The organism is Psychrobacter sp. APC 3281, from assembly GCF_030407815.1.
Classification (GTDB): domain Bacteria; phylum Pseudomonadota; class Gammaproteobacteria; order Pseudomonadales; family Moraxellaceae; genus Psychrobacter.
Window position 1 is genome coordinate 53086 of sequence record NZ_JASDCS010000001.1, and the last position, 26526, is coordinate 79611.

Here is a 26526-nt window from a genome sequence, read left to right on the forward strand (position 1 = left end):
TATGTACCAAGACCATATCGTCATTGACGGATTACAGTATAGCCATTGGGATCGCGATTATTTTAAGATGCTGCAAGCCAGTGGTATCAATGCGGTACATGCCACCTTGGTCTATCACGAAGACGCTCGCCAAACCATGACTCGCTTTGCTGAATGGCATGCACGCTTTGAGCAAAACTCAGATCTTATCTTGCCCGTGTACTCAGTTGCTGATATCAAGATGGCAAAAGATCAGGGTAAAGTTGGCATCTTCTTTGGTGCGCAGAATTGCTCACCAATCGACGATGAAATTGGTCTGATTAGCGTGATGCGGCGTTTAGGTCTATTGATTATGCAGCTGACTTACAACAACCAGAGCTTACTGGCGACAGGGTGTTATGAGCAGAATGACAGCGGCATTACCCGATTTGGTCAACAGGCCATCGCTGAGATGAACCGTGTCGGTATGATTATTGACATGTCACACAGCGCAGAGCGTTCAACGCTTGAGGCGATAGAGGTATCATCGCGCCCAATATGTATCAGCCATGCCAATCCGACCACGGCTCATGATGCGCTGCGTAATAAGTCGGACACGGTCATCAGTGCCTTGACCCAAGCAGGCGGGTTGTTAGGGTTTAGTTTATATCCATTCCATTTGCCAAACGGTAGTGACTGTACGCTTGATGATTTCTGTACCATGATTGCTAATTGCGCTGATAAGTATGGCGTGGAGCATTTAGCGATTGGCAGTGATTTATGTCTTAATCAACCACAAGCTGTACTTGAGTGGATGCGTAATGGTCGCTGGTCAAAAGCGATGGACTATGGCGAAGGCAATGCCAGTAATTCAGGTTGGCCAGATACTTTGCCATGGTTTGCAGGTAAAGACGGTATGGAAAACATCTATAACGGTCTGCTCAAGCATGGTTTTAACGAAAGCGATGCTGGAAAAGTCATCGGTCAAAACTGGTTTGATTTTTTAGAGCAAGGATTAAAGCCTTTGGCTTAACTAGCTATTTAAAGAGTCATTTTAATCAATGGTTGCTCGAAATCGCTATAAGACGACAGTCGTGTTATAGCGCATATCCATTTGAAGTAGGTAATTTAAATTAGATAGGTATGTATAGTGAGGTCGTTTTATCACACCCTCATTGCTACCACTCTGATCTAAAACGCAACGTTAGCATAGTATATGGAGCCACATCATGGCCGACTTAAAGGGATTTAATCAAAATGAGCAAGGACGCTCAACTCCTGTTAATCAAGGAACAAGTGAGTCCGAAGCCGCCGCTATTTCTACCGACACATTAGGCCTTAAAAATCCTGCGTTTTGGTACAGTGGCGGATTCATTGTAGCCTTTGTTTTGATGGCAATTTTTGCAGAAGCGCGTTTGGCAAAAATAGTCGAAGTGGGCTTCTCGTGGTCCGTCAAAATATTTGGACCTTTTTGGCAAATATTGCTACTAGCGACCTTTGTCATTGCTTTGGCAGTCGGTGCTGGCCGTACAGGTCGCGTGATTTTAGGCAATCTACCCGTACCTGAGATAGACAGTTTCAAATGGATGGCTATTCTTTTCTGCACACTATTGGCTGGGGGCGGGGTTTTTTGGGCTGCCGCCGAGCCAATCGCGCATTTCGTTTCAGCACCTCCTTTATACGGTGAGTCAGCCGATCTACAGCAACGCGCTTTTAACGCATTGTCTCAATCATTTATGCATTGGGGGTTTTTGGCGTGGGCGATTGTAGGTAGTTTAACCGCGATTGTGATTATGCATCTGCATTATGACAAAGGCTTACCGTTGAAGCCTCGTACGCTTCTTTATCCTATGTTTGGTGAGCGTGTACTCACTGGCCAAACGGGCGCAATCATCGATGCTTGCTGTATCGTTGCCGTTGCCGCCGGTACTATCGGCCCCATTGGTTTTTTAGGCTTGCAGACCAGTTATGCGTTGAACACCCTGTTTGGTATCCCTGATACCTTCACTACCCAGCTTATTATCATTGTCTTTGCTATCGCGCTCTATACGTTGTCTGCGATCAGTGGCCTGACGCGCGGTATGCAGCTACTTAGCCGCTTTAACGTTATGTTGGCGTTTGCATTGATGGTCTTTATTTTACTCTTCGGACCGACCAATTTTATTGTCAATGGTTATATCCAAGGTGTGGGTACGATGATTGACAACTTCGTTCCAATGGCGACCTTTCGCGGTGATGAAGGATGGTTGAGCTGGTGGACGGTATTCTTTTGGGGTTGGTTCTTGGGTTATGGCCCTATGATGGCGATATTTATTGCTCGTATTTCACGTGGCCGCACTATTCGTCAATTGATTACCACCGTCTGTATTATTGCGCCGCTCGTGACTTGCTTTTGGTTCACCGTCGTTGGTGGCTCTGGTCTGGCTTTTGAGATTGCCAATCCAGGTAGTGTGAGTAGTGCCTTTGAGGGTTTTAATTTGCCAGGTGCGCTATTAGCCGTCACGCAGCAACTGCCGTTTCCTTTGATTACCTCGATATTGTTCTTAATTTTAACAACAGTATTTATCGTGACCACGGGTGATTCGATGACTTATACCATCAGCGTGGTCATCAGTGGAGAGCGTGAACCAAACGCCATGATTCGTACCTTTTGGGGCATCATGATGGGTGTAACGGCGATTGTTTTAATCTCGCTTGGTTCAGGTGGCGTGACAGCATTGCAGTCCTTTATCGTCATTACGGCAGTGCCAGTTTCTTTTGTCCTGCTGCCTTCGTTATGGAATGGACCACAAATCGCACAAAAAATGGCACGAGAGCAAGACTTGTATCGTCCTAACAAAGTAGAGGTAAGACACAAAATTAGTGAAGAGAAGCTCGCTAAAGTTGCTACAGAAAACAAAATCTCTGCAGAAAAAAGCTTATAAAAAAAGCATGACATAAAAAACTGTGTGCTGTTCTAGGGCGTGTCCTCATTTTAAAAATGGTGATAAAAATGAGATAAATTGCCGTCAAACAAGGAAAATAGTGCAGATAATATCGAGATATTGACCAACTATTTGACGATGTTTGGCAAAATTTAGCTGTTTTTAGCCCATTTAGAGGACACTCGTTTGAATTGAGGACACGCCCTAGATTATTAAACGGTAAATACTAAACTAGCCTCTATCTATACCGCTGATTTCTTATTTACCGATAGATATTGTTATTGACATTGTTAACGAAGCTGCTGGCTCGATATATTAGGTAAGGTAGTGAAATTATGAATATGGTTTATACAAATAATGCGAATAATAAAAGTATCGATGTCAAACCGCCTTCATTGGGTACAGGTTTTCGTACTCGTGATGTGATTATGGATGCCCAAAGATTGGGTGCGATGCATCAAACCCGTATTAGCTTTGTGCGTACATTACTACGCAAGATTGATAAAGAAAAATGGACGCTCAGTACTCATTTGTGGGATTTAGATGAGCACGGTTATGGCAAAGTTATCTATCGTCTACATACGCCAGAGCATCTATATCATCTGGTGGTGTTCTGCAACGAGCTGGCTGATGAAGAGCGTAACGATAGAGTCATTGCCCAAAAATGGGATGTAACATTTGGTCTAGTGTTTGGCGAGATAAGCGAAGAACTGCTGGATAACTTACAAGCCAATGTGCCGTTGCAAGAAGCAGGTCGTAACTCTAATATGTTGATGGTGCTGGCACGCGCAAACAAGAGCGTACGAGTCTTTGATCATATTGTGAGCTCGCTCGCTGCCGGTCAGCAACCAGATTTAGATGTGTTAGCGCAAGTGGGTTATATCTTGCGTACCACGGCGGTCTACGGCAATGGTAAATTTGGTATTTATGATTTTAAGCCGTTAGAACATAGTGAAGACTTTGACCAATCGTTTCGCGCGCAGATGTGTGCTGTGTATCTACTACGTGAGTTTAGCCTAGACTGGGTCGATTATTTGGCGCAGAAAAAGGGCGGTAGTAAAGCGGTTGCGCTGCATCCAGAGATTAAGCGTTATTTGGGGATTGGTAATGCCACTGGTTTGGGTATGGCGCCGTATTTGATTAACCACCCTTGTGTGGTTGATCAATGGCTGACCACCCGTGAGGAAGCACTGCAAGCGACATTAACCTGTCAGATTGAACCCAAAGAAACGGCGCATTTTGCCAGTTTAATCAAACGTGCTATTCAGCATTTTGGCGAGATTGTCACCATCAATGAGCAGCAAATAGAACGCAATGAAACGGTTGTCACAGAATTAATGGTACTACAAAACAATTTGATGACTACTATCAATCACTATGTGACATGGGCGGAGTTCTTGCAAGCGCACCATGATCTGAGTCTTGAGAGCCAAGAGGTCATCATTTCTTGCTTGATGGAGCTGTATCCTGAGCGTGTTGATGCGTTTCAAGAGAAAATAAATGCCGATGAAAGCTTGTCGTTACCGAAGGGCAAGGTGATTCAAGATTTGATTGATATACTGGAGCGACACTATCAGTGGGCGATTAATATTGATTTTAGCCAGCCTGATAATAGTCATTGGTTTTGGTATCGTTCGGTGGATAAAGAAGAGCCACGCCTAGGTGTGCGTGGGCAAGAGGTAGGCGCAGATCGTGAGCTTGCACTAGACATCGCAAGGCAAGCAAACAGACTGTATCTCGCGCTTAAACAAGCCAACGCTCAGCAACTGATATCTGAGTTTATTTTAAACCAACCAAAGTATCGCTCAATCGCGCGCCGTGTTTGGACAATGGGGCATAAACAGTTGGGTGATATTCAGATGAATGTCTTACACAAAGACGCGTTACCTATGCATCTGTTACGGTGTAAATTGTCTATGTTTGGTGCAACCAAGTTTGATCCGAGATCAGATCGCTGGGTCAGAATCACCTTGTTCCAAGGCGCACCTTTATTTGCAGAAGTGCATAATGATGAATGGCTGTTTCCTTTATTACCAGATTTGTCGACAGAGCAGGGAGGTTTGACTCATGATCGTATCGCATAATGAAATCGTAGCAATGGTGTATAAAGCCTTTACTGGGATGCATCGAGAAGTTGGGGAAGCTGATGTAATCGCTACGATGGTTGCTGAATTGCAGATGGCAGGCTTGGATGGCGTCAGACACTTTAACAATGCTAGCCCGTATATTTTAACCGAGAGCGATACGCCAATTGATATCGTCCATCAAGATGCTAAGGCGATGCGTTTAGATTTGCACGGTAGTAGCTTGGCGTGTCATTTGCCGACGATCATCGATTACGCTCTTGAAAAAATGGCTGATTCAGCACACTTTCATATTTACTTGCAGAATTGTCATAACCGCTGGCTGGCTTATAGCGAGCTGGTAGGGCTGGCGGCCAAAGGCTATGCCTGTTTGGCCAAATGGGACAATGGCTCGGTGCCTAAGCATACGTTATTTACATTGAATCAAGGGTTTGTCTATCCTGACCTTTACTTTTTTGACAAGGCACAGTCAAATTACAATACCAATGATATGGTCATCGAGATTGCGACTCAAAACTTCGATATCGAACATGATATCCAGCATTTCGATCGTAAAATATCGACAGACGAGCTCTTTGAAACTCATCAGCGCGCATGGAAAGAGGGTATCTATGTCGATGACGAACAGTGGGCGATACTCAAAAAAACGGCAGCGGCTATACTGGTTGAAAATAGCGAAGCATCTAGTCGCGGCGCGGGTGGAGTATAAAACCAAACCTGTTAATTACGTTAATTATGTCAGTTATGCTACGAAACAGATTTTTGTATGATGAGTAATTAGTCGTTTGGCGCGTGCGCTATATTCTCATCCCAGTACGGCGGCGTACCATAGTAGTTGTTCATAAAGTCGATAAAGCACCTAACTTTGTGAGGTAGTAGTTTTCTATGGGCATAGACAGCATACAACCCTAAAGAGTTAGGTTCATATTCTGGCAATACTACGACCAACTTGCCAGTACTTAACGCTTCGCTAGCAATGAAAGTCGGCTGTAATATCAATCCTCCGCCTGCAATAGCTGCTTCAACGAGTACATCGCCATTATTACTATGGAAAACGCTACGTTCTTTGAATTGTTTGGTCTTTAGGTATTTGTAGATTTGACCCTTAGTATCTACATTCATATAGCTATAATGCAAATAGCGATGCGACTCTAAATCCTCAAGTTGCTTAGGTGTGCCATGAGCTTTGAGGTACTCGGGCGAGGCGCATAATACCACGCGAATCGGAGCAATCTGCTTGGCGATAAGCGATGAACTTTGGAGCTGTCCGATACGCAGGGCAATATCAAACCCTTCTTCAACGATATCTACTTTTCGATCACTCAGCTGCAAATCAACGGTAACTGACGGATAGCGCTCCTGAAAATCAGTGATGAGTTTTGCCATATGCTTTAGGGCAAAGGAGACGGGTGCACTGATTCGCAGGACGCCTTTGGGATGCTGCTGTAAGCCGCCTAACTGCGATGCCATTTCATCAATACTCAATAAAACCTGCTGCGCATGCGTAAAGTATTGACTGCCAGCTTCTGTCAGACTGACTTTGCGCGTAGTGCGGTTGAGCAGGCGAGTATGTAGTTCCTCCTCTAGCTTTGCTACATACTTGCTTACTAGCTGCGGCGAGAGCTGCATCGTAATAGCCGCTTTGCTAAAGCTACCTTCTGTCACTACCGCGACGAAAGCGCGCATGGCATCGATTCTATCCATATCTGTCCCTATAATTCTCTCGATATCAAATCCATTATAAACAGTATGTTGATAATTATTCAATATAAATGAGCTTACTCTTTTATAGCGTTGATAGTAAAGTGTGCCTATATCATTTTCGACACTATTTATTCTAATCATACCTTATGGAGTAAGCATCAATGAAATCATCACTATTAGATACTATTTTGACATCAAAAGCTGGAGTGGCGGCTTTAGTGCTTCGGGTACCCGTTGGCTTAATTTTAGCAGCACATGGCGCTCAGAAGCTATTTGGTTGGTTCGGTGGTAATGGGCTAGCAGGTACGGCTCAATGGTTAAGCAGTATGGGTATGGAGCCTGGCTACTTAATGGCAATACTAGCAGGCGGTGCTGAATTCTTCGGTGGTCTAGCTCTGGTATTAGGTCTGCTAACCAGACCAGCCGCTTTAGCCGCAGCCTTTACCATGTTGGTGGCTATTTTCTCTGTTCATATCAGTAATGGGCTATTTGCTGATAATGGTGGTTATGAATACGCATTAACCTTGATGGTGGCTACACTTGCCCTAGCCATCCAAGGTGGCGGCTCCCTCAGTATGGATAAGGTATTATCAGAAAAATTAGGATAGGTTTTATAGTTGTAAATGGTTTTATTCAATTTTCGTGAATAAAGCTGTTTAATTAGAGCCATTTAATAAAAGCAACAAGGGGAAAGCCATGACCACACTTTTATCTAATGAGCCAGTCAGCCAGCCTGTACTGTTTATACCGCATGGTGCAGGGCCTTGTTTTTTTATGGATTGGCAACCAGCGGATACGTGGCATGAGATGGCAACTTTTTTAAAGGGCATTTCTGCTCGTTTGCCTGAGCGACCAAAGGCTATCTTAATCATTAGTGCCCATTGGCAGAAGACTGAGTTTAGTATCACCGCTGGCAAGCAACCTGATCTCATTTATGATTATTATGGCTTTCCTGAGCATACTTATAATTTGACTTATCCAGCCTCAGGCGCGCCAGCATTGGCGGAGCAAGTCAGTAGTCTACTGATAGAGGCCGGGGTAGGTAATAAACAAGATGCGGAGCGCGGTTTTGATCATGGGGTATTTATACCGCTTAAGCTAATGTTCCCTGAGGCAGATATTCCAGTGGTGCAGCTATCTTTACGTCATGATTTAGACCCACAAGCGCATTTGGCTGCTGGTCAGGCATTGGCGTCATTACGTACAGAGGGTGTGCTAATCGTCGGTAGCGGCATGAGCTTTCATAATATGCGCGGTTATGGCGATACCAGTTTTACTGAACCATCAGAGCGTTTTGATGAATGGCTAACGAATACTGTGGAATTAGCAGATTCGGATAAACGACTTGCGGCATTGGTCAACTGGAAAAATGCTCCTCACGCGCTTGACTCACATCCATTAGGGGCAGAGGAGCATTTGTTACCGCTTATGATAGCGGTGGGTGCAGCAGGATGTGACAAAGGGCACAAGATTTACTCCCAGCAAGTGCTAAAAACGCAAATATCAGCCTTTCAGTTTGGTTGAATATTACTTTTTAACTTCATCTCAAATCGTTAGTCTGATTTTTCTAGTCGTATATGAGCTCACCATAACGTTATAAAACCCTTACGTTTATCTTATAAAAATTTTGATCAGAGGACGGTATTATTCTAAGGAACAGTAAGCTTCAGGTTGGGTATCCAATTTTACCACTCTAATAAGAAAGACAAGTAAACAAAAAAAGGAATCATAATGATGGCTTTGAACCATATGATGAAAAGGTTTTGCAAAGCGACAGTCATAATTTTGAGCTTTAATATGGCGTCTTCATTTGCAGCGAATAACGATATAGAAGGACAACAGATGACGGTTTCTGTTCATCAAGGCGAAGTCCAAGGTAAAGTGAATGCCGACGTTACGTCATTTTATGGTATTCCTTATGCTTATGATCCTTTTACAAAAGCGCTTAGGTTTAAAGCTCCTCAGGCGTATGAAAAGTGGGAAGGAGTCTTGGACGCCACAAAAAAAACAGCGCCAGTTCCGCAGCCAGGCAGAGAGCAGACGGTTGAGCTTGTCGGTGCTGCAGGAGACCTTACCTTAAACATATGGGCGCCAACGGCTGCTCTACAATCAAATAAGCAGCTACCTGTGATGGTTTGGATACCTGGCGGCGCTTTTATTCGGGCAGATGCAGGAGAAGAGGCGTACAACGGTACTAGCTTTGCAAGAAATGACGCGATTGTTGTCACTGTGAATTATCGCGTTGGTGTGGATGGGTTTATGAATTTAGATGGTGCGCCAGATAATAGAGGTATTCTCGATCAAATTGCGGCATTACAATGGGTACAGAAAAACATTGCCAATTTTGGCGGTAATCCAGAGAATGTTACTTTATTCGGTCAATCAGCAGGTGCTGAAAGCGTTGCCATACTTTTGGGCACAGACAAAGCAAAAGGTCTGTTTCAACAAGCAATCATGCAAAGCCCACCAATGCAATTCATGACCATGGAGCAAGCAGATCGAGTTAGCCAAACTTTTGCCAAAGAGCTGGGTGTATCAGCAACGATAAGCGATATCTCTCAAATTCCTCTTGAAACGTTAGTCACTGAAGTTATTGATATTGGTAACACTATAAAGAATCGAGACCAGTGGGGCATGATGTCTTGGGGCGGCACAGCGTTTTTGCCTGTCGCTGATGGAGATGTCATCAAAGAGTCACCTATGAGAGATCTGGCGAACAATACAGATCCAGCCATTCCCGTTATCGTGGGTAGTACGGATCAAGAAGCCAGACTGTATTATGTTCCAGGCGGTGCTATCGACCAAATTCCTGCAACACAAAGATCGCAGTTGTTGAGTGATTTATCTTTGAGTGGTGCATCGCGTGATGTTTACGCGCCAATTAAGAATGAAAAATCTATTGGCGATAGCTTTGCTGACATTCAGTCTGATTATACCTTTCGGATGCCTGCAGTCCATATTGCTGAGCACTTGGTTAACAACGTCAATAAAGTCTGGCATTATAACTTTTCGTGGTTTTCACCAGCCTTTGATGGAAAATTAGGCGCCGCGCATTTTGTGGATGTGCCTTTTACCTTTAACGCTCTTGATAGTGAGCAAGCTAAAAGCTTTATTGGCGATCAACCATCGCAAAAGCTTGCCAATACTATGCATCAGAACTGGATCGAGTTTGCTCGTTCTGGACAAGCACCATGGGATAACTATCGACTAGCAGATCGAGCAACGATGGTATTTGATACTGACTCTAAAATTGTTAACGACCCTGAGCGAGATGTTAGAGTATTGTGGAAAGATTATTCGTTCTAGAACGATGATGCCAAGTATATAGCCTGAAGCATAACTCACGTGCATAAAGATCTATACGCGGCATGGGCTATCATAACAGCCACTTATGATAGCCGTGGGTGCATGAGGATTGACATAAGGCGTAAAGTTTACTTTTAACCAAACTAAAAACGAAGTTGGTCGCTTTTCAGTTTGGCTAAATGTTTTGAAAAGTACAATCCATAGTATTTCAGTGTAGTTGTCAAAAACAAAACATCCTTTGAATCTCAGAATCAAAGGATGTTTTAGGTTAATAGAGCAGTTATTAACAACTTATCAAAATAAGAGATAATGTCTCTTATGATTCATATTTTGCCACTACATTATTTCCGTCAAGTTCAAATTTATAGGTGTTGAGCACAATACACTCATCATCTAAACACTGACCAGTAGCTAGGTTAAAGCGTTGCTTATAGATGGGCGAGGCCACATAAAGCACTTCTTTTGCTGTCCCTGTATCATCTGTAATCGTGGTGCCACCAATCAAACCCCGAGACAATACATTGGCTTGACTGAATGGATCGTAGTTATCAAGAGCAAATAAATCGTTCTGTTTGGTACGAAAGATAGCAATTTGTTTGCCATCTATCAGGGCGCAGACACCGGTTTCAGGAATGATATCGTCAAGTGTACAAATAGTCTGTTGGTTCATGAGGCGGTATCCTTAGTGATGATAATATTGCTCTGTATGAGTGGTAAATCATGAGTGACAAGCTGCAAGTCACGAAAACATGAGTCCAGAAATATAATTCGAAAATCATGAGTCAAAAAACAGCACCTTGCTTGTTGTGATAACAAACAAGGCACTCATCATTGGCTAAGCCAGTTCAACCAGGTTGATGGTTGCTTTTTCCGCATCAGTCGCTGGGCGAATCTGTTCACGATCGGTCACGAAAACGACATTGTCATCGCCTTTCTCACTGTTTACAAAATGACGGAAACGCTTGAGTTTTTCGGTGTCGTTAATCGTTGCTGCCCACTCACACACGTAATTGTCGACCAACAATTGCATTTGTGCTTCGAGCTCATCTGCTATGCCCAAACTGTCTTCAATAATGACGGCTTTTAGATAATCCAGCCCGCCATCTAAACTTTCACGCCACTTTGAGGTACGCTGTAGCTTGTCCGCTGTTTTTATATAGAACATAATGATGCGGTCGATATATTTGACCATGGTTTCGGTATCGAGATCGGTGGCGAACAGCTCGCCATGACGTGGGGTAATACCACCATTACCGCAGACAAATAAATTCCAGCCGTTTTCAGTCGCAATCATGCCAAAGTCTTTACTTTGTGCCTCAGCACATTCGCGCATACAGCCTGACACACCCATCTTGATTTTGTGCGGTGAGCGCACGCCTTTATAACGATCTTCTAACCTCAAGGCGAGGCCAATGCTGTCGTCGACACCGTAGCGGCACCAGTTATTGCCAATACAAGATTTCACGGTACGTAATGATTTACCATAGGCATGGCCAGTCTCAAAGCCTGCTTGCACCAGTTGCGTCCAAATATCAGGCAATTGCTCCATGCGTGCGCCAAACAGATCGACCCGCATCCCACCAGTGATTTTGGTGTACAAATTAAACTGCTTCGCTACTTGACCCAGTACGATGAGCTTGTCTGCAGTAATTTCACCGCCCGGCACACGCGGTACGACGGAATAAGTGCCGTCTTTTTGGATATTACCTAAGTAGTAATCGTTACTGTCTTGTAGTGGTGCCAGTTCGGTTTTGAGTACGTAGTCATTCCAGCACGATGCCAAAATAGAGGCGACCGTTGGTTTACATATCTCACAACCATGACCGCTGCCATGTTCAGTCAATAATTCATCAAAGGTTTTGATACCGTGCACACGAATCAGGCTATATAAATCTTGACGAGAGTACGCAAAGTGCTCACACAAGTCATTGTTTACTTCAAAGCCCATGGCAGTGAGTTGATAGCTGACCGTATCTTTGACCATAGGGGCACAGCCACCACAGCCACTACCGGCACTGGTCATGGTTTTTACATCGCTGACGGAGTATGCGCCGTTTTCGACGGCTGAGCAGATAGCGCCTTTGGTCACGTTATAACAAGAGCAGATCGTGGCGGTGTCTGGTAGATTGTCGATGCCCATCACGGGTTTTTCGACATTGGGTAGTATCAGACTTTCGGGATGTGCAGGTAGGTCAATATCATTTAAATACAATTGCAATAGGTTGTTATAGTCTTCGGTGTCGCCGACCAATACAGCACCAAGCAAGCGCTTGTTATCCGGTGTAGTAACCAGTTTTTTATAGATGCCCTCAGCAGGGTTTTGATACAGATAGCTTAAGCTGCCTTCGCTTGTGCCATGTGCATCGCCAATACTGCCCACATCAACACCCATCAGTTTTAACTTGGTGCTCATGTCAGCACCCGTAAATATCTGCTTGCTATCACCAGCAATTTGCGCGGCACAGATACTGGCCATGTTATAACCGGGAGCCACCAGGCCAAATACTTTGTTGTCCCATACTGCGCATTCGCCTACGGCATAAACATGATCGGCATTGGTGCGACATTCCTCATTGATCAAGATACCACCACGCCCGCCCATTTCAATACCGCATTCGGGGTTGTTTTTAATGAGACCGTCTTGTGGTCTAATACCAGCGCTAAACACAATCATATCGGTCGTTAGAGAGGTGCCATCTGTAAACTGCATGGTTAAATGTTGAGCATCACTGCTGGTGTCATCAGAGTTGGGTGCAGTATTAGACAGAATCTCTTTGGTGTTTTTGCCTGTCAGTACTTTGACACCCAGTGCTTCTATTTTACGCTTTAAGATCTCACCACCAGCGGCATCAAGCTGAACGCCCATCAATTGCGGTGCGAACTCGACCACATAGGTATCCAGCCCTAGCGTCACGAGCGCTTTTGCGGCCTCAAGCCCCAGTAGACCGCCACCAACCACCACGCCTTTTTTGACAGTGGGCAGATCGGCAATGGCTAAAATCTCATCTAAATCTGCAATGGTACGGTATACGTGGCAATGCGGATGCTCGCGGCCTGGGATGGGCGGTACAAAAGGATATGAGCCTGTCGCCAGTACCAACTCAGAGTACTCAATAATATCGCCTGCCTCAGTAGTAATACGCTGACTGGCCGAATCGATATCTACAATGCACTGATTCAAATGCAAATTAACTTTTGATAATTCATAAGCCGTTAAATCTACTAGGTTCAGCTTACTGGCATCTTTATGTTCAAAGTAGCTCGACAAATAAACACGGTCATAAGCAGGGCGGTCTTCTTCAGCAAATACATGAATATCAAATTGCTGGTGCAGTCCTTGCTCAATTGCTCGTTCAATAAAGTGATGACCGACCATACCGTTGCCAATCACCACCAAATTGCCTTTGTTTTCTGTGTTCAATGCAGTGCTAATCATGCGTCTGTCCTTAGTAATGGGGCTGGTTGAATACGGACATCGTTTATTTTTTTATCACGCTATAAACGGCTCCGTCTCTCAACAACAGCTGATAAACAGCATTTAATACCTACTATTACAGAATATTCAATAATCATGCCAGAGCACTTCGATTAGCTAGGTTTTTGCGCGTTGCTATTAGGCATAAAGGTATGCCGTATCGAGACCAGTCGCTTATGTACTAAGGTTTTTATGTCAGCATGATCAGCGTTATGACTTACCAAAAACAGGATGGTCGCCGTTGTCACCGACTGAGATATCAGAAGTTAATGCACCAAAATAGTTACTGCTGTGCCCCAAGTTGGATGTTATTGCTGCTTATAAGGGAGGCTGATGGAGTATTTTAAATCTGCTGTATTAATGCTTTATTAGCATAAGCGTCAGGTGTGGTGATGGTTATAGACCCACCAGTAAAGGCGCTTAGAGCCTCAATAAGCGTTGGTCTTTATATGGATTTGGCAGCGTACACGGATAACTGGCATAACCATTGCACTGCTTGAAACATTGCTACTTATCATATTTGAATACTGCATTTTTTGAACACTTAGTACCTTTAGTACGTTGTCAGAACCCTGAAGTTAATCATTTGAGGAAGTTGCCTATGTCATCATCAGCCCCCGTTGCACCTAGTAAAGACAAGCTTAATGTTTTGTCATTTACGGGTAAAAATAAAATCCTTCATTTAGGTTGGATGGCATTTTTCCTTACCTTTTTTGTATGGTTTAACCATGCACCATTTTTATCAGCGATTGGAGAAACACTCAATCTGAGTAAAGATCAAGTCAAAACGCTACTCATTTTAAACGTGGCATTGACTATTCCTGCCCGCGTGATTATCGGGATGCTGACAGACCGTTTTGGCCCTCGTATTGTTTATACCGCCATTTTAGCCATTGGTGCTATTCCTTGTTTTACCTTTGCGTTCGCGCAGGATTACAACACCTTGGCACTGTCTCGATTTTTACTAGGTTTTGTGGGTGCAGGTTTTGTGGTGGGTATCCGTTTGATGAGTGATTGGTTTCCAACCAATGAATTGGGGACGGCTGAGGGTATTTATGGGGGGTGGGGTAATTTCGGCTCGGCAGCAGCGGCACTGTTATTGCCGACTATCGCGATTGGTGCCGCAGCAGTGTTCGGTGGTGATGAAGGTTGGCGTTATGCAACAGCCACGTCAGGGGTAGTGATGGCGATTTATAGCATCATTTTTTATAAGATGGCGCGTAATACACCCAAAGGAGCTACTTATTTTAAACCCAAAAAATCAGGTGCCATGATGGTGACATCATCAGGTGATTTTTGGTTAATGATGGTTTTTAAACTGCCTATGTATTTGGCATTGGCGCTATTGGCATGGAAACTATCACCTGATGGTGTGAGCTTGCTGAGCCAGTCTAGTGTCACCATGGTCTATATCGGCCTTGCGATACTGTATGTTTACGAGTTCATTAGTAGCTACCGTTTTAATAAAGAGGTTTTCACCACGCCTGTACCAGTGGCGCATCGTTATGATTTTAAGCAAGTAGGTATTTTAAATATTTTGTATTTTGCCACGTTCGGCTCAGAGCTTGCCGTCGTGTCGATGCTTCCTTTGTTTTATCAAGAAACTTTTAGTTTATCGATTGTGATGGCAGGGGTATTGGCATCGAGCTATGCCTTTATGAATCTCATGTCACGCCCAGGTGGCGGTTGGCTCAGTGATAAGTTTGGTCGCAAAATTACTTTGTTGATTTTGACAGCTGGTTTGGCCATCGGGTATCTATTAATGGGCTTCCTTGACTCAACATGGCCACTGGCATTGGCATTGTTAATTACAATGTTTTGCTCATTCTTTGTACAGGCAGGTGAGGGTGCTGTTTTTGCGGTAATTCCTCTGATCAAACGTAGTATGACAGGGCAGTTTGCAGGAATGACAGGTGCGTATGGCAATGTTGGATCAGTGGTGTATTTAACGGTGCTAAGCCTGGTGTCTTATCAAGTGTTTTTCTTTGTAATTGCCGCGACAGCAGTGGTTGGATTCTTTGCCTTGTTTCTCTTAAAAGAGCCAGAAGGCATCATTATTGAAGAGATGCCAGATGGCACATTTGCCGAAATACAAGTGAGTCATAGATAGTATGGGGTGACGACAGATGACGATAACACATGCAGCAAACGCCAATAGAAACAATAGTCAAAATGCGGATGAGATGGCTGCTCATTTCAATAAAGGTAATCCGTCATCTTTGATAGAGTCAAGTCAGTTTGTTGCTATTGATGAGACTAATGAAAGTAAGAGTATTGATGATGGCAGCACTGTATTATGGTGGCTTGATTTTTTTACTATGGCAGGTCGCAAGACTGAAAACCAAGACAGCTTACTTATCACCACCTGCTTGCCCTATCAATGTTCAGGAGAAGAATCATCTAATGCTAATCGCTCAATATCTCAAGCAAGATCTCACCCGTCCTCATCAGCCCCATTATTGGTGCTGATGGCAGATGGGGTCAGCGCTTGTCAGTTTCCAAAACAGGCAAGTCGACTGGTAGTGAATACCATTGCCCACAAAATCACATTAGGGTTGACTGCACTGACACAATCGCAAGATGAGACGTCATCCATCAGTTTTGATGATGATCAAGTCGCCACTATTATCAAAACAGCAGTCAACAAAGCCAACGATATTCTATATTTTCCTCAATCGTATCAACGGGTGCCGCCGTTGTTGTCTACGTTATCAGGCTTGCTCTGTATCGGTGACCGTATTCACCTGTTTCATACAGGCGACTCTCGAATATACCGCGTTGGGGTAGATTGTCTGACAGTATTGAGCAAAGATCACCGCGTGCACCGCGGTCAAGATAAAGGAGCGCTTGCTGCAGCTATCGGCGCAGATAGCCAGATGGAGCTACAACAATCGGTATTTACCCTCCATCAAAACGAGTGTTTGGTCATTATGACGGATGGGGTTTATGAGCATATAGAGCCCACAGAGTTGCAATTTGAGCTGTGCAGCAGTGCGACTGATATACTTCAGTTGATGACCACCACACACGAATTACCGCTAGGACTTAACACCAGTCAAGCCGTATGCGAGCAAGCCTTTAGTGCAGGTAGTCATGACAATCTAAGCATGGTTATGCTGAGTATGAACACACGCTCAGCCCGTTTTACTTCTATCAATGGCTCCAAGGGTATTAGTCATTTAAATGGCATTGACTTTGATAATCTGGATACGGTCATACATGATGTGAATCGCTACCAGCTGCCAACCGATTTACAGATAGGCGATCATATTGACGGCTTTACTGTGATTGGTATCATTGCTCGTACTGCTCGCAGTCACGTGTACTGGGTAAAAGATGAATACAACCATGACTTTGTTTTAAAATCACCCAGTTTAGACTCTGTTGCCGATGGTCACTATCTGCGTGATTTTCTAAAAGAACGTAAAATTGGTTTGAGCCTATCAAAACATCGCCGCGCAGGAGAGTCGGCTTACAATCAAGCTGATCCCAATCGATTGCCTGTCAATCCTGCATCCAACAATAGTGGTCATAACGTGGGCTCTGGGCTCAGTGAGTCGGGGCTGCTGCGTTACTATCCAGTACCAGCAAGTACCACATACTTATATCATTTGACTGAATATATCGCCGGTGAGAGTTTACGGAACTTTATGGATCGTCATGCGCCTTGTGATGTGTGGCAAACCTTTGATTTACTCACCAAAATTGGCATGGCGGTTCGGGTCATGCATCGCAACTATCTGCTGCATCAAGACATCAAACCCGAAAACATTCTTTTAACCAAATCAGGCGCGGTCAAACTGATTGATTTTGGTTCCGCCAGTTCCTCTATTTTAAAAGACAGCACCCGACCACCAAATGGTGATTTGCACTATGCTGCACCAGAATATTACACCGATGCACCAAAAGGCGTGCATTCTGACTTGTTCTCGATTGCAGTGATTGGCTATGAATTGCTGACGGGACAATTGCCATTTAATACCCAGACACTAATGATGCCAAACCAAACACTAATGATGCCCGCGCAGCCGCTACGGCAGCAGAATGTGCCTGACGCCAGCCAACAGGCACTCATGCGTGCGCTGCATGTCAATACTAACGCGCGCTATCAAGCCATTGGTGAGTTTTTACAAGATTTTAACCCTGATAATAAAGCGCACAGCCGTGACCCAGAACCTCTCATTAAGCGTAACCCTCTACTGGTATGGCATGGCATTTGCTTCATAGAGTTTGTCATCATTTTATTATTGTTGGCATACTTTTCATGACACGCTGTTTTGCATTCAATGCTGCTCCGCGCGGCTAAGGACTTTTCTGTTTATGTCACTATCTATGTCGCAAGCCGCAACTACGGTAGATACTCATACCAACACTCACGCCTTAGCAGCAGACCATCAAAAAAACGCTGGCATCGTTATTATCGGGGCGGGCATGGCAGGCAGTCGCTTTGCCATTGAGCTTGCTCGTACGCACTCAAATGATGACACCGCCCGTTTGCCAATTACGTTAATTAGTAAAGAGCCGCACGTGGGCTATAACCGCATTATGCTGTCACCAGTATTGGCTGGCGACACAGCGTTTGAAGATACTTATTTGTACGACGAAGCAGAGTATGAGCAGCTAGGTATCACAGTATTGTCTGGGGTTGCGGTAGAGACAATAGATACCAAGTGCCAGTGTATTGAGCTAGATGATGGGCAAACATTCAACTATGCCAAGTTAGTAATGGCCACAGGGTCAACTGCCCGAGTCATTCCGTTCCCCAATCACACGGCTAATGGCGTGCATGTGTTTCGAGACCTTGCCGATGTGACCGCTCTGATGGACTATGCCCGCCAAGGAAAAACGGGTTTGGTGATTGGCGGTGGCGTACTGGGATTAGAGGCTGCATGCGCGTTGGCGGCACAGGGTGCGAGCATGACGGTCATTCATATGGATGGTCATGTACTCAATCGTCAATTAGACCTGCCAGCTGCCGAGCTTTTGCAAACTGAGCTCGGTCGCCGCGGGGTTGGTCTCGCGGTTTCTGCACATACTGAGGCTATCGAAATGAATGATGTAGGAGAAGTGTGCGGATTGTCTTTAAAAGACGGGCGCACGCTAGTGGCCGATTTTATCGTGATGGCAGTGGGTGTGATACCCAATGCAGCGCTTGCCAAGCAAAGCGGACTCGAGGTTAATCGCGGTATTGTGGTCGATGATTTTATGCACACCAGTTGTCCTAATGTTTATGCGATTGGTGAGTGTATAGAGCGAGAAGGCGAGCTATTTGGAATGGTGGCGCCGGTCAATCAGCAAGTGGATACGTTGGTCACGGTTTTAAAAGAGGCTTTGATAGAAAACGATATAAATGTGATAGACAATAAAGCTGCCGTGCCAGATCACTGGGTTCCTTTTATCAGCAAACCGTTGTCATTAAAATTGAAAGTATCTGGCATGTCGGCATTTTCTGCAGGGCAAATCGCTTTTGATGACGAAGCTGCTAATGCTGTTGAAACCCTCGTATATCGTCAGCCTGACTTAAACCATTATCATTGTCTGTACCTCAAAGAAAACAAACTCATTGGTGCTGTGCTTTATGGGGACACCAGCGATGGCAGCTTTTATAGCCAGTTGATTATGGATAACGTTGATATTACGCCTATCAAAGACACACTCATATTTGGCGAGGCATATTGTCATTTGGATGAAATCACGCTTAACAATTCGCCAACTACGGAAGTAGATATAGAATTTAATGAGACAGACAGGAACGTCGATCATCATAAAGCGGCTGAACTGTTAGAGGATGCATTATGAATGACGCTATTGCCAATCAATCTGCTGCAAGCAAAGTGGTATCAGCTAATAAATCGAACGGCCTACCTAATAGCGTGCAAAAAGCAACAGACCGAGTCATTGAGACACATGACATAAGCGCCACCAAAAATATCAAAAAAGCACCGTTGTCATCTGATGGTGATTTGATTGATAGCTCTATCACTACTATCCGCACGACGTGCCCTTATTGCGGAGTGGGATGCGGTGTTTTAGCGAGCGTAAATGAGACAGAGGTGCTGAGTGTAAAAGGAGATCCTGATCATACTGCTAACTTTGGCAAATTGTGCTCCAAAGGGAGTGCATTGGCGCAAACACTGGGCACTGCGCGCCGCTTGACCGAGCCATATTATCAAAATAAGCAAGCAGTCATGCAACAGCATCAGCCTATGCAATTGGGTAATGATTTCAATGCCAAACGTAAATCTGACAAGCCACTTATAGAGCAGACAGACTGGGATACCGTACTAGAGGACGTTGCCAGTCGTTTAAATGACACTATCGCTAAGCATGGGCGAGACAGCATTATGTTTTATGTCTCAGGCCAGTTGCTGACTGAAGACTATTACGTCGCCAATAAATTTATAAAAGGATTTATTGGTAATAATAACATCGACTCCAACTCTCGGCTGTGTATGTCATCTGCAGTAGCTGGGCACAAACGTGCGTTTGGTGCAGACCTTGTGCCAGGTAATTACGAGGATTTGGAAGCTTGTGATTTATTGGTACTGGTAGGCTCCAATATGGCATGGTGCCATCCTATTTTGTTTGGTCGATTTTTAGCAGCCAAAAAAGCCAATCCCAATAAAAAACTGATTGTAATAGACCCGCGCCGTACGGACTCTTGTGAATTTGCCGATTTGCATTTACCAATTGCTGGGGGCACGGATACACATTTATATAATGGGTTGCTGCATTACCTAGATCAGCAGGGTTGCCATGATGATGAATATATTAACCAAAGCTTGGGCGTTGATGATGCGGTGAATGCGGCCAAAGCATGGAGCATTGATGAAGTCGCCAGTGCTTGTCAAGTGTCTGCGGAAAGTATCCGCCAGTTCTATGAATGCGTTGCCGCCACTGATAAAACAGTCACTGCTTTTAGCATGGGTGTCAATCAGTCAAAAAGTGGGACTGATAAGGTCAATGCCATTATTAATACCCATCTGTTCACAGGGCGTGTAGGCAAAGTAGGGGCCAGTCCGTTTTCACTCACTGGACAGCCTAATGCGATGGGCGGACGAGAAGTAGGCGCTCTTGCTAATCTGTTGGCGGCTCATTTAGAATTAGAAAATGCCGATCATCGTCAGCTTGTGGCAGACTTTTGGCAGTCGCCTCAACCTATCTTCCCAAACGTGGGTGTCAAAGCCTGCGATGCTGCCGCTGCCATATTAGATGGTCGTATCAAGGCCATTTGGATTATGGCCACCAACCCTGTGGTCAGTTTGCCAGATGCGGATAATTTTCGCCAAGCGCTTGCTGCATGTGATTTGGTGATTGTCTCTGATTGCTCGGTAGATAGTGACACGGTGAAGTGTGCTGACATTGTATTGCCTGCTCAAGGGTGGGGTGAAAAATCTGGAACGGTCACCAATTCTGAACGACGTATCTCTCGGCAGCGGACATTAACACCTGCGTTGGGGCTTGCCAAACCAGATTGGTGGATACTGTCTCAAATTGCCACACGCATGGGATTAACGGGATTTGATTACCAACATCCTAGCGAGATATTTAATGAGCATGTGGCATTGACCGCTTATGGTAATACGCATAACAATAACTACAGCACATCTCACTCTACTAAGATCTATCCTCGTTACCTAAATCTTAGCAAAGACTTGTCTGCTTTAATGACAGAAATGACAAATGAGGTACCAGTCAGTCAATCTATTCGCCAGCCTATGAACCAGAACGGCAATCAAATACATAGACCAATCGTACTCAGTCAGCAAGCATACGAAGAGATGTTACCGTTTCAATGGGGTGGCACGCGTATCTCCATGATTGGTACAGTAAAACCTTTAGCAAACGAGGTCATTAATCCCATAGCTACGTTTACTAAGTCACAGTTAATCGCTATTACACCCTCTAATGAAGCGAGCGTAGCCAATGTGCATCGATATCAAAGCAGGCAAAAACCTCAACTGATTGGTGAGCATCGAACACCCTATAAACACGAGTTTGAGCATGATACTCAACCTGAAAACCATGTGGTTCATGTACGCCTGATTACGGGCAGGCTGCGTGATCAATGGCATACCATGACTCGCACTGGCCTTGCACCGCAGTTGAACCAACATCAGCCAGTACCGACACTAACCATACATCCTAATGATGCACAGCAACTGGGTGTTCAAGATAATGACTTTGTGCAACTTCATCGTAGGTTTGAAAACCACGGAAAGTATGAAAGTTATGAGAACGGCGTGACCAGTAACGGCATAGTCAGTGATACCGCGATGAGTACGGCTAAGGATGGCAACGAGTCCACAAGTATCGTACTAGCTCAAGTTGCCATTAGCGATACGTTGCGCGTTGGTGATGCATTTATGCCCATGCATTGGAGCAATGCTTTTGCTAGCTTTGCTCGTGTAGGCCCCCTTATTCCAACAGTCGTCGATCCACATTCAGGGCAGCCAGAGCTCAAAAATTCGGCGATTAGTGTTACACCTGTTCCTATGCAATCGTTTGGCAAGATTTTGGTGCATCCTGAGTGGCAAGACGCCGTTATAGTGCAATTACGTACTATTTTGGCTAATTTTTCTGCCAAAGCGTCAGAGAGAGGATTGTCTGAAACAAAATGCGAGGAACTTTCAAATAATATTGTGCCAGAGGCATTACCTGCACTCACTTGGAGCTTGAGTCATCAAAATAACAGCGTCTTGATCAATCTCGCTAGCCCGATGGTGGAGGCTAGTAGTACCTTAGCGTGCCCCGAGTTTTGGCAGCAGTTTATAGCGTCTATGCAATCATTATCACAGCCAAACTCTCAAGAGGGTGTCACGCATACGGCGTTTACGGTCGATAATGTACAGAATCAATTGCGTTTTATTGTGACGCAATCTGCGCCTGAAACAGACTCAAATAACGCTGCCATAAATAGTGGGTTATCTGATGATGAAAGACCTAGCACACAACTGATTATGGCTATTTATATTGCTCCAACGCAAAAGCAATTACCGAGTGTGCGTTGGCTCGATAGCTGCTTTACGGATACCAGCCAAATACCTGTTAATCAACGATACAAATGGTTGCTAGCGGGGCGGCCTGCCAGTGGTTATGTCGATCCAGGACCCTTGGTATGCTCTTGTATGTCGGTTGGAAAAAACACTATTCTCAACGCTATCACACAGCATGGTTGTACTAGTGCGACGGCAGTGGGTAAGCAGTGCCGAGCAGGTACCAATTGTGGCTCTTGCGTGGGGCAAATTAACGCATTAATCGCAGAATGCGCCCCATTGGCACAAGCTTAAATCATGTTATGGCACGTCGCTTGCAACCTTTTATATGCAATTACTGGTTGAGTGGTGTGTTATGAACAATAAGCCATTTTAGAGTAGGGGTTTATTGACAACTTTGCTTTTGGTTGCCCATTTTGCTGTATTCACGCTGTTATCAGGAGTCACCACCATGACCAATATATCTGCCGTTACCTCAATGCATGAGACCTATCAGCTAATGGATCAACACTGCGCAGAAAACGTGCAAACTTGCACCAAAAGAGGAACTGTGCATCTGATTGGCGCAGGATCTGGTGACCCTGAGCTATTAACCTTAAAAGCGTGGCGAGTAATGCAGCGCGCAGAGGTAGTATTATACGACAGTCTGGTGTCTGAAGATATTTTGGATATGTGCGCGAGCACGGCTGAAAAAATATTCGTTGGTAAGCGCCGCGCCAATCATGCATTACCACAAGAGAGTATTAACGAGCTACTGGTCAAACACGCGCTGGCAGGTAAAATGGTGGTTCGCTTAAAAGGTGGCGACCCTTTTATTTTTGGGCGCGGCGGCGAAGAGCTGCAGGAAGTGGTGCGTCATGGCATTCATTTTGAGTCTATTCCAGGCATTACAGCTGCCAGTGCCGCTGCTAGCCGTGCAGGAATTCCACTAACGCACCGTGACCATGCCCAATCGGTCAAGTTTGTCACTGCTTGCAAAAAAAATGGGGCGCCTAATAATGATTATAGTGAGCTAATGGACAGCAGCCAGACAGTTGTGTTTTACATGGGTTTGCACCGTTTGCATGAGATGACACAAGGGTTGATAGCAGCGGGGCGCGACAGCGAAACTCCTTTTGCTATCATTAGTCATGCCAGTATGCCAACGCAGCAAGTACTTATCGGCACATTAAGTGATATCGCTGATCAGCAAGCTGAAGCAAAACTACCAACCCCTGCACTATTGATTATGGGTGATGTGGTCACTTTATATCATGAGTTTGCAGACTATAATCTTGGCGCCATGGGTAAAGGTGAGTTTATTGATGTTGATAAAGTGATAAGCAGTAATGAGTTAATACCCGATTTGGAGAGTATTGGGTAGGATAACTATGTTTAAAAGACTGTTATTTTAAGAAACTGTTACTAAGGTAATTATGTGAACCTGTCCAGAATTTTGTGTAGGACCATGTTTAGTCTAGATAATACTTACATCAAGTTTAAAAACTTCCGATGTCGTTTCAAAGTTGGCTATAGCTAAGTTAATTATTATAGATTTCGTAATTGCTCGATTAACCAACGATGTATGCCACTGTCAGCAGTACGTGGATGCCATGCTGCGATGACCTTAAAAGTAGGCGGCAATGCTTCAACCTTAAGCTCTTTGACCTTACTGCTCGGCAATAATCGCGAAGGATAAAACGCAATCATGTCAGTCGTGTGCAAAATATCTGGTACAGCCGAAAAGCTAGGAACCGACATCACAATATTTCGTTTTAGACCTTTTTCTGCAAACCATTGATCATGAGAGCCGCGTAAATTAGCACGCGAGGGTGACACTACTAGCTGCGCGTGTGCAGCCACTTGCGCCAGCGTTAATGGCTCTGTGGCAAAGGTGTTTTCACAACCTGTCACGCATAAATGCTGCTCTTCAAATAAAGTCACATACGATAAGTTATCAGGGATAAATTCAGGGAAGGTAATCAACAAATCAAGCTCGCCTGCTGCAATTAGCTGATTGATATTGTCTGAGGCAAAATCGCGTACGATTAACTTCAAATCTGGTGCGTTGCGTCGCGTAATATTAAACAATTGCGGTAATAATGCCTGCGTCGCATAGTCAGTCGCACTAATCGTAAATATGCCTTTATATGTGTGCGGCATAAAAATCTCTGGCTCTAACAAATCCTCCAACTGTTTTAATATCTGGTCAATAGGTTGCTGCATCGATAGCGCTTTTGGCGTTGCTACCATGCTATTGCCTTGACGAATAAACAAGCGATCATCAAATACCTCACGTAACTTGCGTAACTGCTCACTGATGGCTTGTTGGGTCAGCCCCATTTTGCGTGCGACTTGCGACAAGTTTTTTAGATCAAGTAACGCCTGTAATACTCTAAGTTGCTTAATATCGAGCCGATTCATTCCATTCATAATGCGTACCATTAATAGTTGTATCTTAAACAATAAGTGGTTGTTTCTAATTGTACCCTTAAAACGCTATGCTGACCAGCATTGCTTAAGTAGCCACTAAATGAGCTATTAAGCATAAAAACAGGTTCAATACCTTTAATAATAAGCCGTCAGCTGCTTTAAAAGAGACATCTATGACACAAGCCATTCTCAACACAAATACATTATTTTCTTCTGTAGCACTTGGGCCTTATACACTCAACAACCGTATCGTAATGCCACCGTTGACACGCTCTCGTAGCACGCAACCTGACAATATTCCTAATGACTTAATGGCCAGCTATTATGCACAGCGTGCGTCAGCAGGCTTTATGGTGACGGAAGGTACGCAGATTGAGCCAAGAGGTCAAGGTTATGCTTGGACGCCAGGTATCCATTCATCAGCCCAAGTTGAAGGTTGGAAAAAAGTCACGCAAGCAGTACATGACAAAGGCGGTATTATTTTTGCTCAGCTTTGGCATGTAGGCCGTGTGTCGCATACCAGTTTGCAGCCGCAAGGTGCTCAGCCTGTGGGCCCATCAGCGATTTCTGCTGACAATGTAAAAGTCTTTATTGAAACAGGCCCAGGTGCAGGCGCATTGGCTGATCCAAGTGAGCCACGAGCTCTTAGCACTGATGAAGTTGGTGAGTTGGTAACGATGTATGCGGCAGCCGCACGCAATGCATTGGAGGCAGGTTTTGATGGGGTAGAGTTGCATTGTGCTAATGGCTATTTGGTCAATCAGTTTATCTCTGAACATAGCAACACACGTGATGACCAATATGGTGGTTCGTTGACCAATCGTTTGCGCTTCTTAAAAGAAATCGTGGCTGCTGTCAGTGATGTGGTCGGTGCTGATCGTTTAGGTGTGCGTTTTGCGCCTTTGTTTGCGAGTACGGATGAGACACGCGTGTATTTAGGATTGGTAGAGTCAGATCCCCATCATACGTATATTGAAGCGATTAAAGTCCTTGAACAAGCGGGCATCGCCTATTTGTCAATTGCAGAAGCTGATTGGGATAATGCGCCTGATTTACCAGACACTTTTTATCAAGCGGTGAGGGAAGAATTTTCAGGACGTATTATTTATGCTGGCAAGTACACGGTACAAAAAGCCGTAAACATTTTAGAAAAAGGCTACGGTGATTTATTCGCGTTTGGTCGCCCCTTTATTGCCAATCCCGATCTGCCTGAGCGTATTGCTAATAACTGGCCATTGAATGAAGTAGATTCTGCCACGATGTATGGCGGCACTGACGTTGGTTATAGTGATTATCCTCGCTATCGAGAGTAGCGAAGCACTTAAACAATGAATAAGATAAGGCCATTAATGGCCTTATTTCTATTTACAAATTTAACGCTTTTATATAAGCAGAGGCTTAATTATCAGTTGGTATCATACAATGAGTAAAAATTCTAAAGATAGACTTATACGCATATTGATAGGATATGTCGGACTTTATCCAACGCTCCTAATCGTATTGACGTTATTGAAGCCTATAACTCAGGGTTTAAGCCTACCGGTGGTGGTGTTAATTGAAACCATCATACTCGTTCCATTGACACAGTTGGTATCTTTCCCACTAGCAAGCTGGGTCATTGAGCGTCTGAGCAGAAAAGAGTGATCACTTTTCGCAGCGTTCACTGG

At 44.5% G+C, this 26526-nt stretch carries 18 protein-coding genes; 14 read left to right on the plus strand and 4 right to left on the minus strand.

Annotated elements, in window-relative coordinates; genetic code table 11:
• Position 1: 1 nt before the first annotated feature.
• The 4 genes from QL886_RS00230 (at position 2) to QL886_RS00245 (ending at position 5675) form a co-directional block, all read left to right on the plus strand.
• Positions 2-991, plus strand: a complete 990-nt coding sequence (locus QL886_RS00230) for a membrane dipeptidase (protein WP_290177242.1) — start codon at positions 2-4, stop codon at positions 989-991.
• A 196-nt stretch (positions 992-1187) separates the two neighbouring features.
• Positions 1188-2882, plus strand: coding sequence for a BCCT family transporter (locus QL886_RS00235; RefSeq protein WP_290177243.1), 1695 nt, complete (start codon positions 1188-1190; stop codon positions 2880-2882).
• 335 nt (positions 2883-3217) lie between these two features.
• Positions 3218-4966 carry a hypothetical protein gene (locus QL886_RS00240; protein ID WP_290177244.1) on the plus strand — a complete coding sequence of 583 codons (1749 nt, stop codon included), beginning with the start codon at positions 3218-3220 and terminating at the stop codon, positions 4964-4966.
• Positions 4950-5675: a DUF3726 domain-containing protein gene (locus QL886_RS00245; RefSeq protein WP_290177245.1), complete on the plus strand. Its 726-nt coding sequence runs from the start codon at positions 4950-4952 to the stop codon at positions 5673-5675. Before QL886_RS00240 ends, QL886_RS00245 begins: the two co-directional genes overlap by 17 nt.
• Positions 5676-5743: 68 nt before the next feature.
• Here QL886_RS00245 and QL886_RS00250 read toward each other — a convergent pair whose 3' ends face one another.
• A complete protein-coding gene (locus QL886_RS00250; RefSeq protein ID WP_290177246.1) occupies positions 5744-6670 on the minus strand; it encodes a LysR family transcriptional regulator in 927 nt (308 codons plus the stop codon).
• Between the two features lie 161 nt (positions 6671-6831).
• Between QL886_RS00250 and QL886_RS00255 the strand changes: the two genes are divergently transcribed.
• The 3 genes from QL886_RS00255 (at position 6832) to QL886_RS00265 (ending at position 9976) form a co-directional block, all read left to right on the plus strand.
• Positions 6832-7278, plus strand: coding sequence for a DoxX family protein (locus tag QL886_RS00255; protein WP_238069902.1), 447 nt, complete (start codon positions 6832-6834; stop codon positions 7276-7278).
• 88 nt (positions 7279-7366) lie between these two features.
• Positions 7367-8194 (plus strand): class III extradiol ring-cleavage dioxygenase, encoded by an 828-nt coding sequence (locus tag QL886_RS00260; RefSeq protein ID WP_290177247.1) that lies wholly within the window; start codon positions 7367-7369, stop codon positions 8192-8194.
• Between the two features lie 273 nt (positions 8195-8467).
• Positions 8468-9976 carry a carboxylesterase family protein gene (locus QL886_RS00265; protein ID WP_290177248.1) on the plus strand — a complete coding sequence of 503 codons (1509 nt, stop codon included), beginning with the start codon at positions 8468-8470 and terminating at the stop codon, positions 9974-9976.
• 316 nt (positions 9977-10292) lie between these two features.
• Here QL886_RS00265 and nirD read toward each other — a convergent pair whose 3' ends face one another.
• Both nirD and nirB read right to left on the minus strand, forming a co-directional pair.
• Entirely contained in the window at positions 10293-10646 is a 354-nt protein-coding gene (gene nirD, locus QL886_RS00270) for a nitrite reductase small subunit NirD (RefSeq protein ID WP_290177249.1), read from the minus strand.
• 165 nt (positions 10647-10811) lie between these two features.
• A complete protein-coding gene (gene nirB / locus QL886_RS00275; RefSeq protein ID WP_290177250.1) occupies positions 10812-13412 on the minus strand; it encodes a nitrite reductase large subunit NirB in 2601 nt (866 codons plus the stop codon).
• A gap of 640 nt (positions 13413-14052) precedes the next feature.
• Here nirB and QL886_RS00280 point away from each other — a divergent pair.
• The 5 genes from QL886_RS00280 (at position 14053) to cobA (ending at position 23810) form a co-directional block, all read left to right on the plus strand.
• Positions 14053-15561 (plus strand): NarK family nitrate/nitrite MFS transporter, encoded by a 1509-nt coding sequence (locus QL886_RS00280; protein ID WP_290177251.1) that lies wholly within the window; start codon positions 14053-14055, stop codon positions 15559-15561.
• A gap of 16 nt (positions 15562-15577) precedes the next feature.
• Positions 15578-17719 (plus strand): protein kinase, encoded by a 2142-nt coding sequence (locus QL886_RS00285; protein WP_356625497.1) that lies wholly within the window; start codon positions 15578-15580, stop codon positions 17717-17719.
• A 52-nt stretch (positions 17720-17771) separates the two neighbouring features.
• Positions 17772-19250, plus strand: a complete 1479-nt coding sequence (locus QL886_RS00290) for an FAD-dependent oxidoreductase (protein WP_290177252.1) — start codon at positions 17772-17774, stop codon at positions 19248-19250.
• Positions 19247-22741 carry a nitrate reductase gene (locus QL886_RS00295; protein WP_290177253.1) on the plus strand — a complete coding sequence of 1165 codons (3495 nt, stop codon included), beginning with the start codon at positions 19247-19249 and terminating at the stop codon, positions 22739-22741. The genes QL886_RS00290 and QL886_RS00295 overlap by 4 nt, the downstream gene beginning before the upstream one ends.
• Before the next feature lie 205 nt (positions 22742-22946).
• Positions 22947-23810 carry a uroporphyrinogen-III C-methyltransferase gene (gene cobA, locus QL886_RS00300; protein ID WP_290177457.1) on the plus strand — a complete coding sequence of 288 codons (864 nt, stop codon included), beginning with the start codon at positions 22947-22949 and terminating at the stop codon, positions 23808-23810.
• A 164-nt stretch (positions 23811-23974) separates the two neighbouring features.
• Here the strand turns inward: cobA and QL886_RS00305 are convergent, their stop codons facing one another.
• The gene (locus QL886_RS00305) at positions 23975-24859 is read right to left on the minus strand and encodes a LysR family transcriptional regulator (RefSeq protein WP_290177254.1); all 885 of its coding nucleotides are present in this window, start codon (positions 24857-24859) and stop codon (positions 23975-23977) included.
• Between the two features lie 173 nt (positions 24860-25032).
• Here QL886_RS00305 and QL886_RS00310 point away from each other — a divergent pair, with 173 nt between their 5' ends.
• A complete protein-coding gene (locus QL886_RS00310) occupies positions 25033-26172 on the plus strand; it encodes an alkene reductase (protein WP_290177255.1) in 1140 nt (379 codons plus the stop codon).
• Between the two features lie 109 nt (positions 26173-26281).
• Positions 26282-26503, plus strand: a complete 222-nt coding sequence (locus QL886_RS00315) for a hypothetical protein (RefSeq protein ID WP_290177256.1) — start codon at positions 26282-26284, stop codon at positions 26501-26503.
• The last annotated feature ends 23 nt before the right edge of the window (positions 26504-26526 follow it).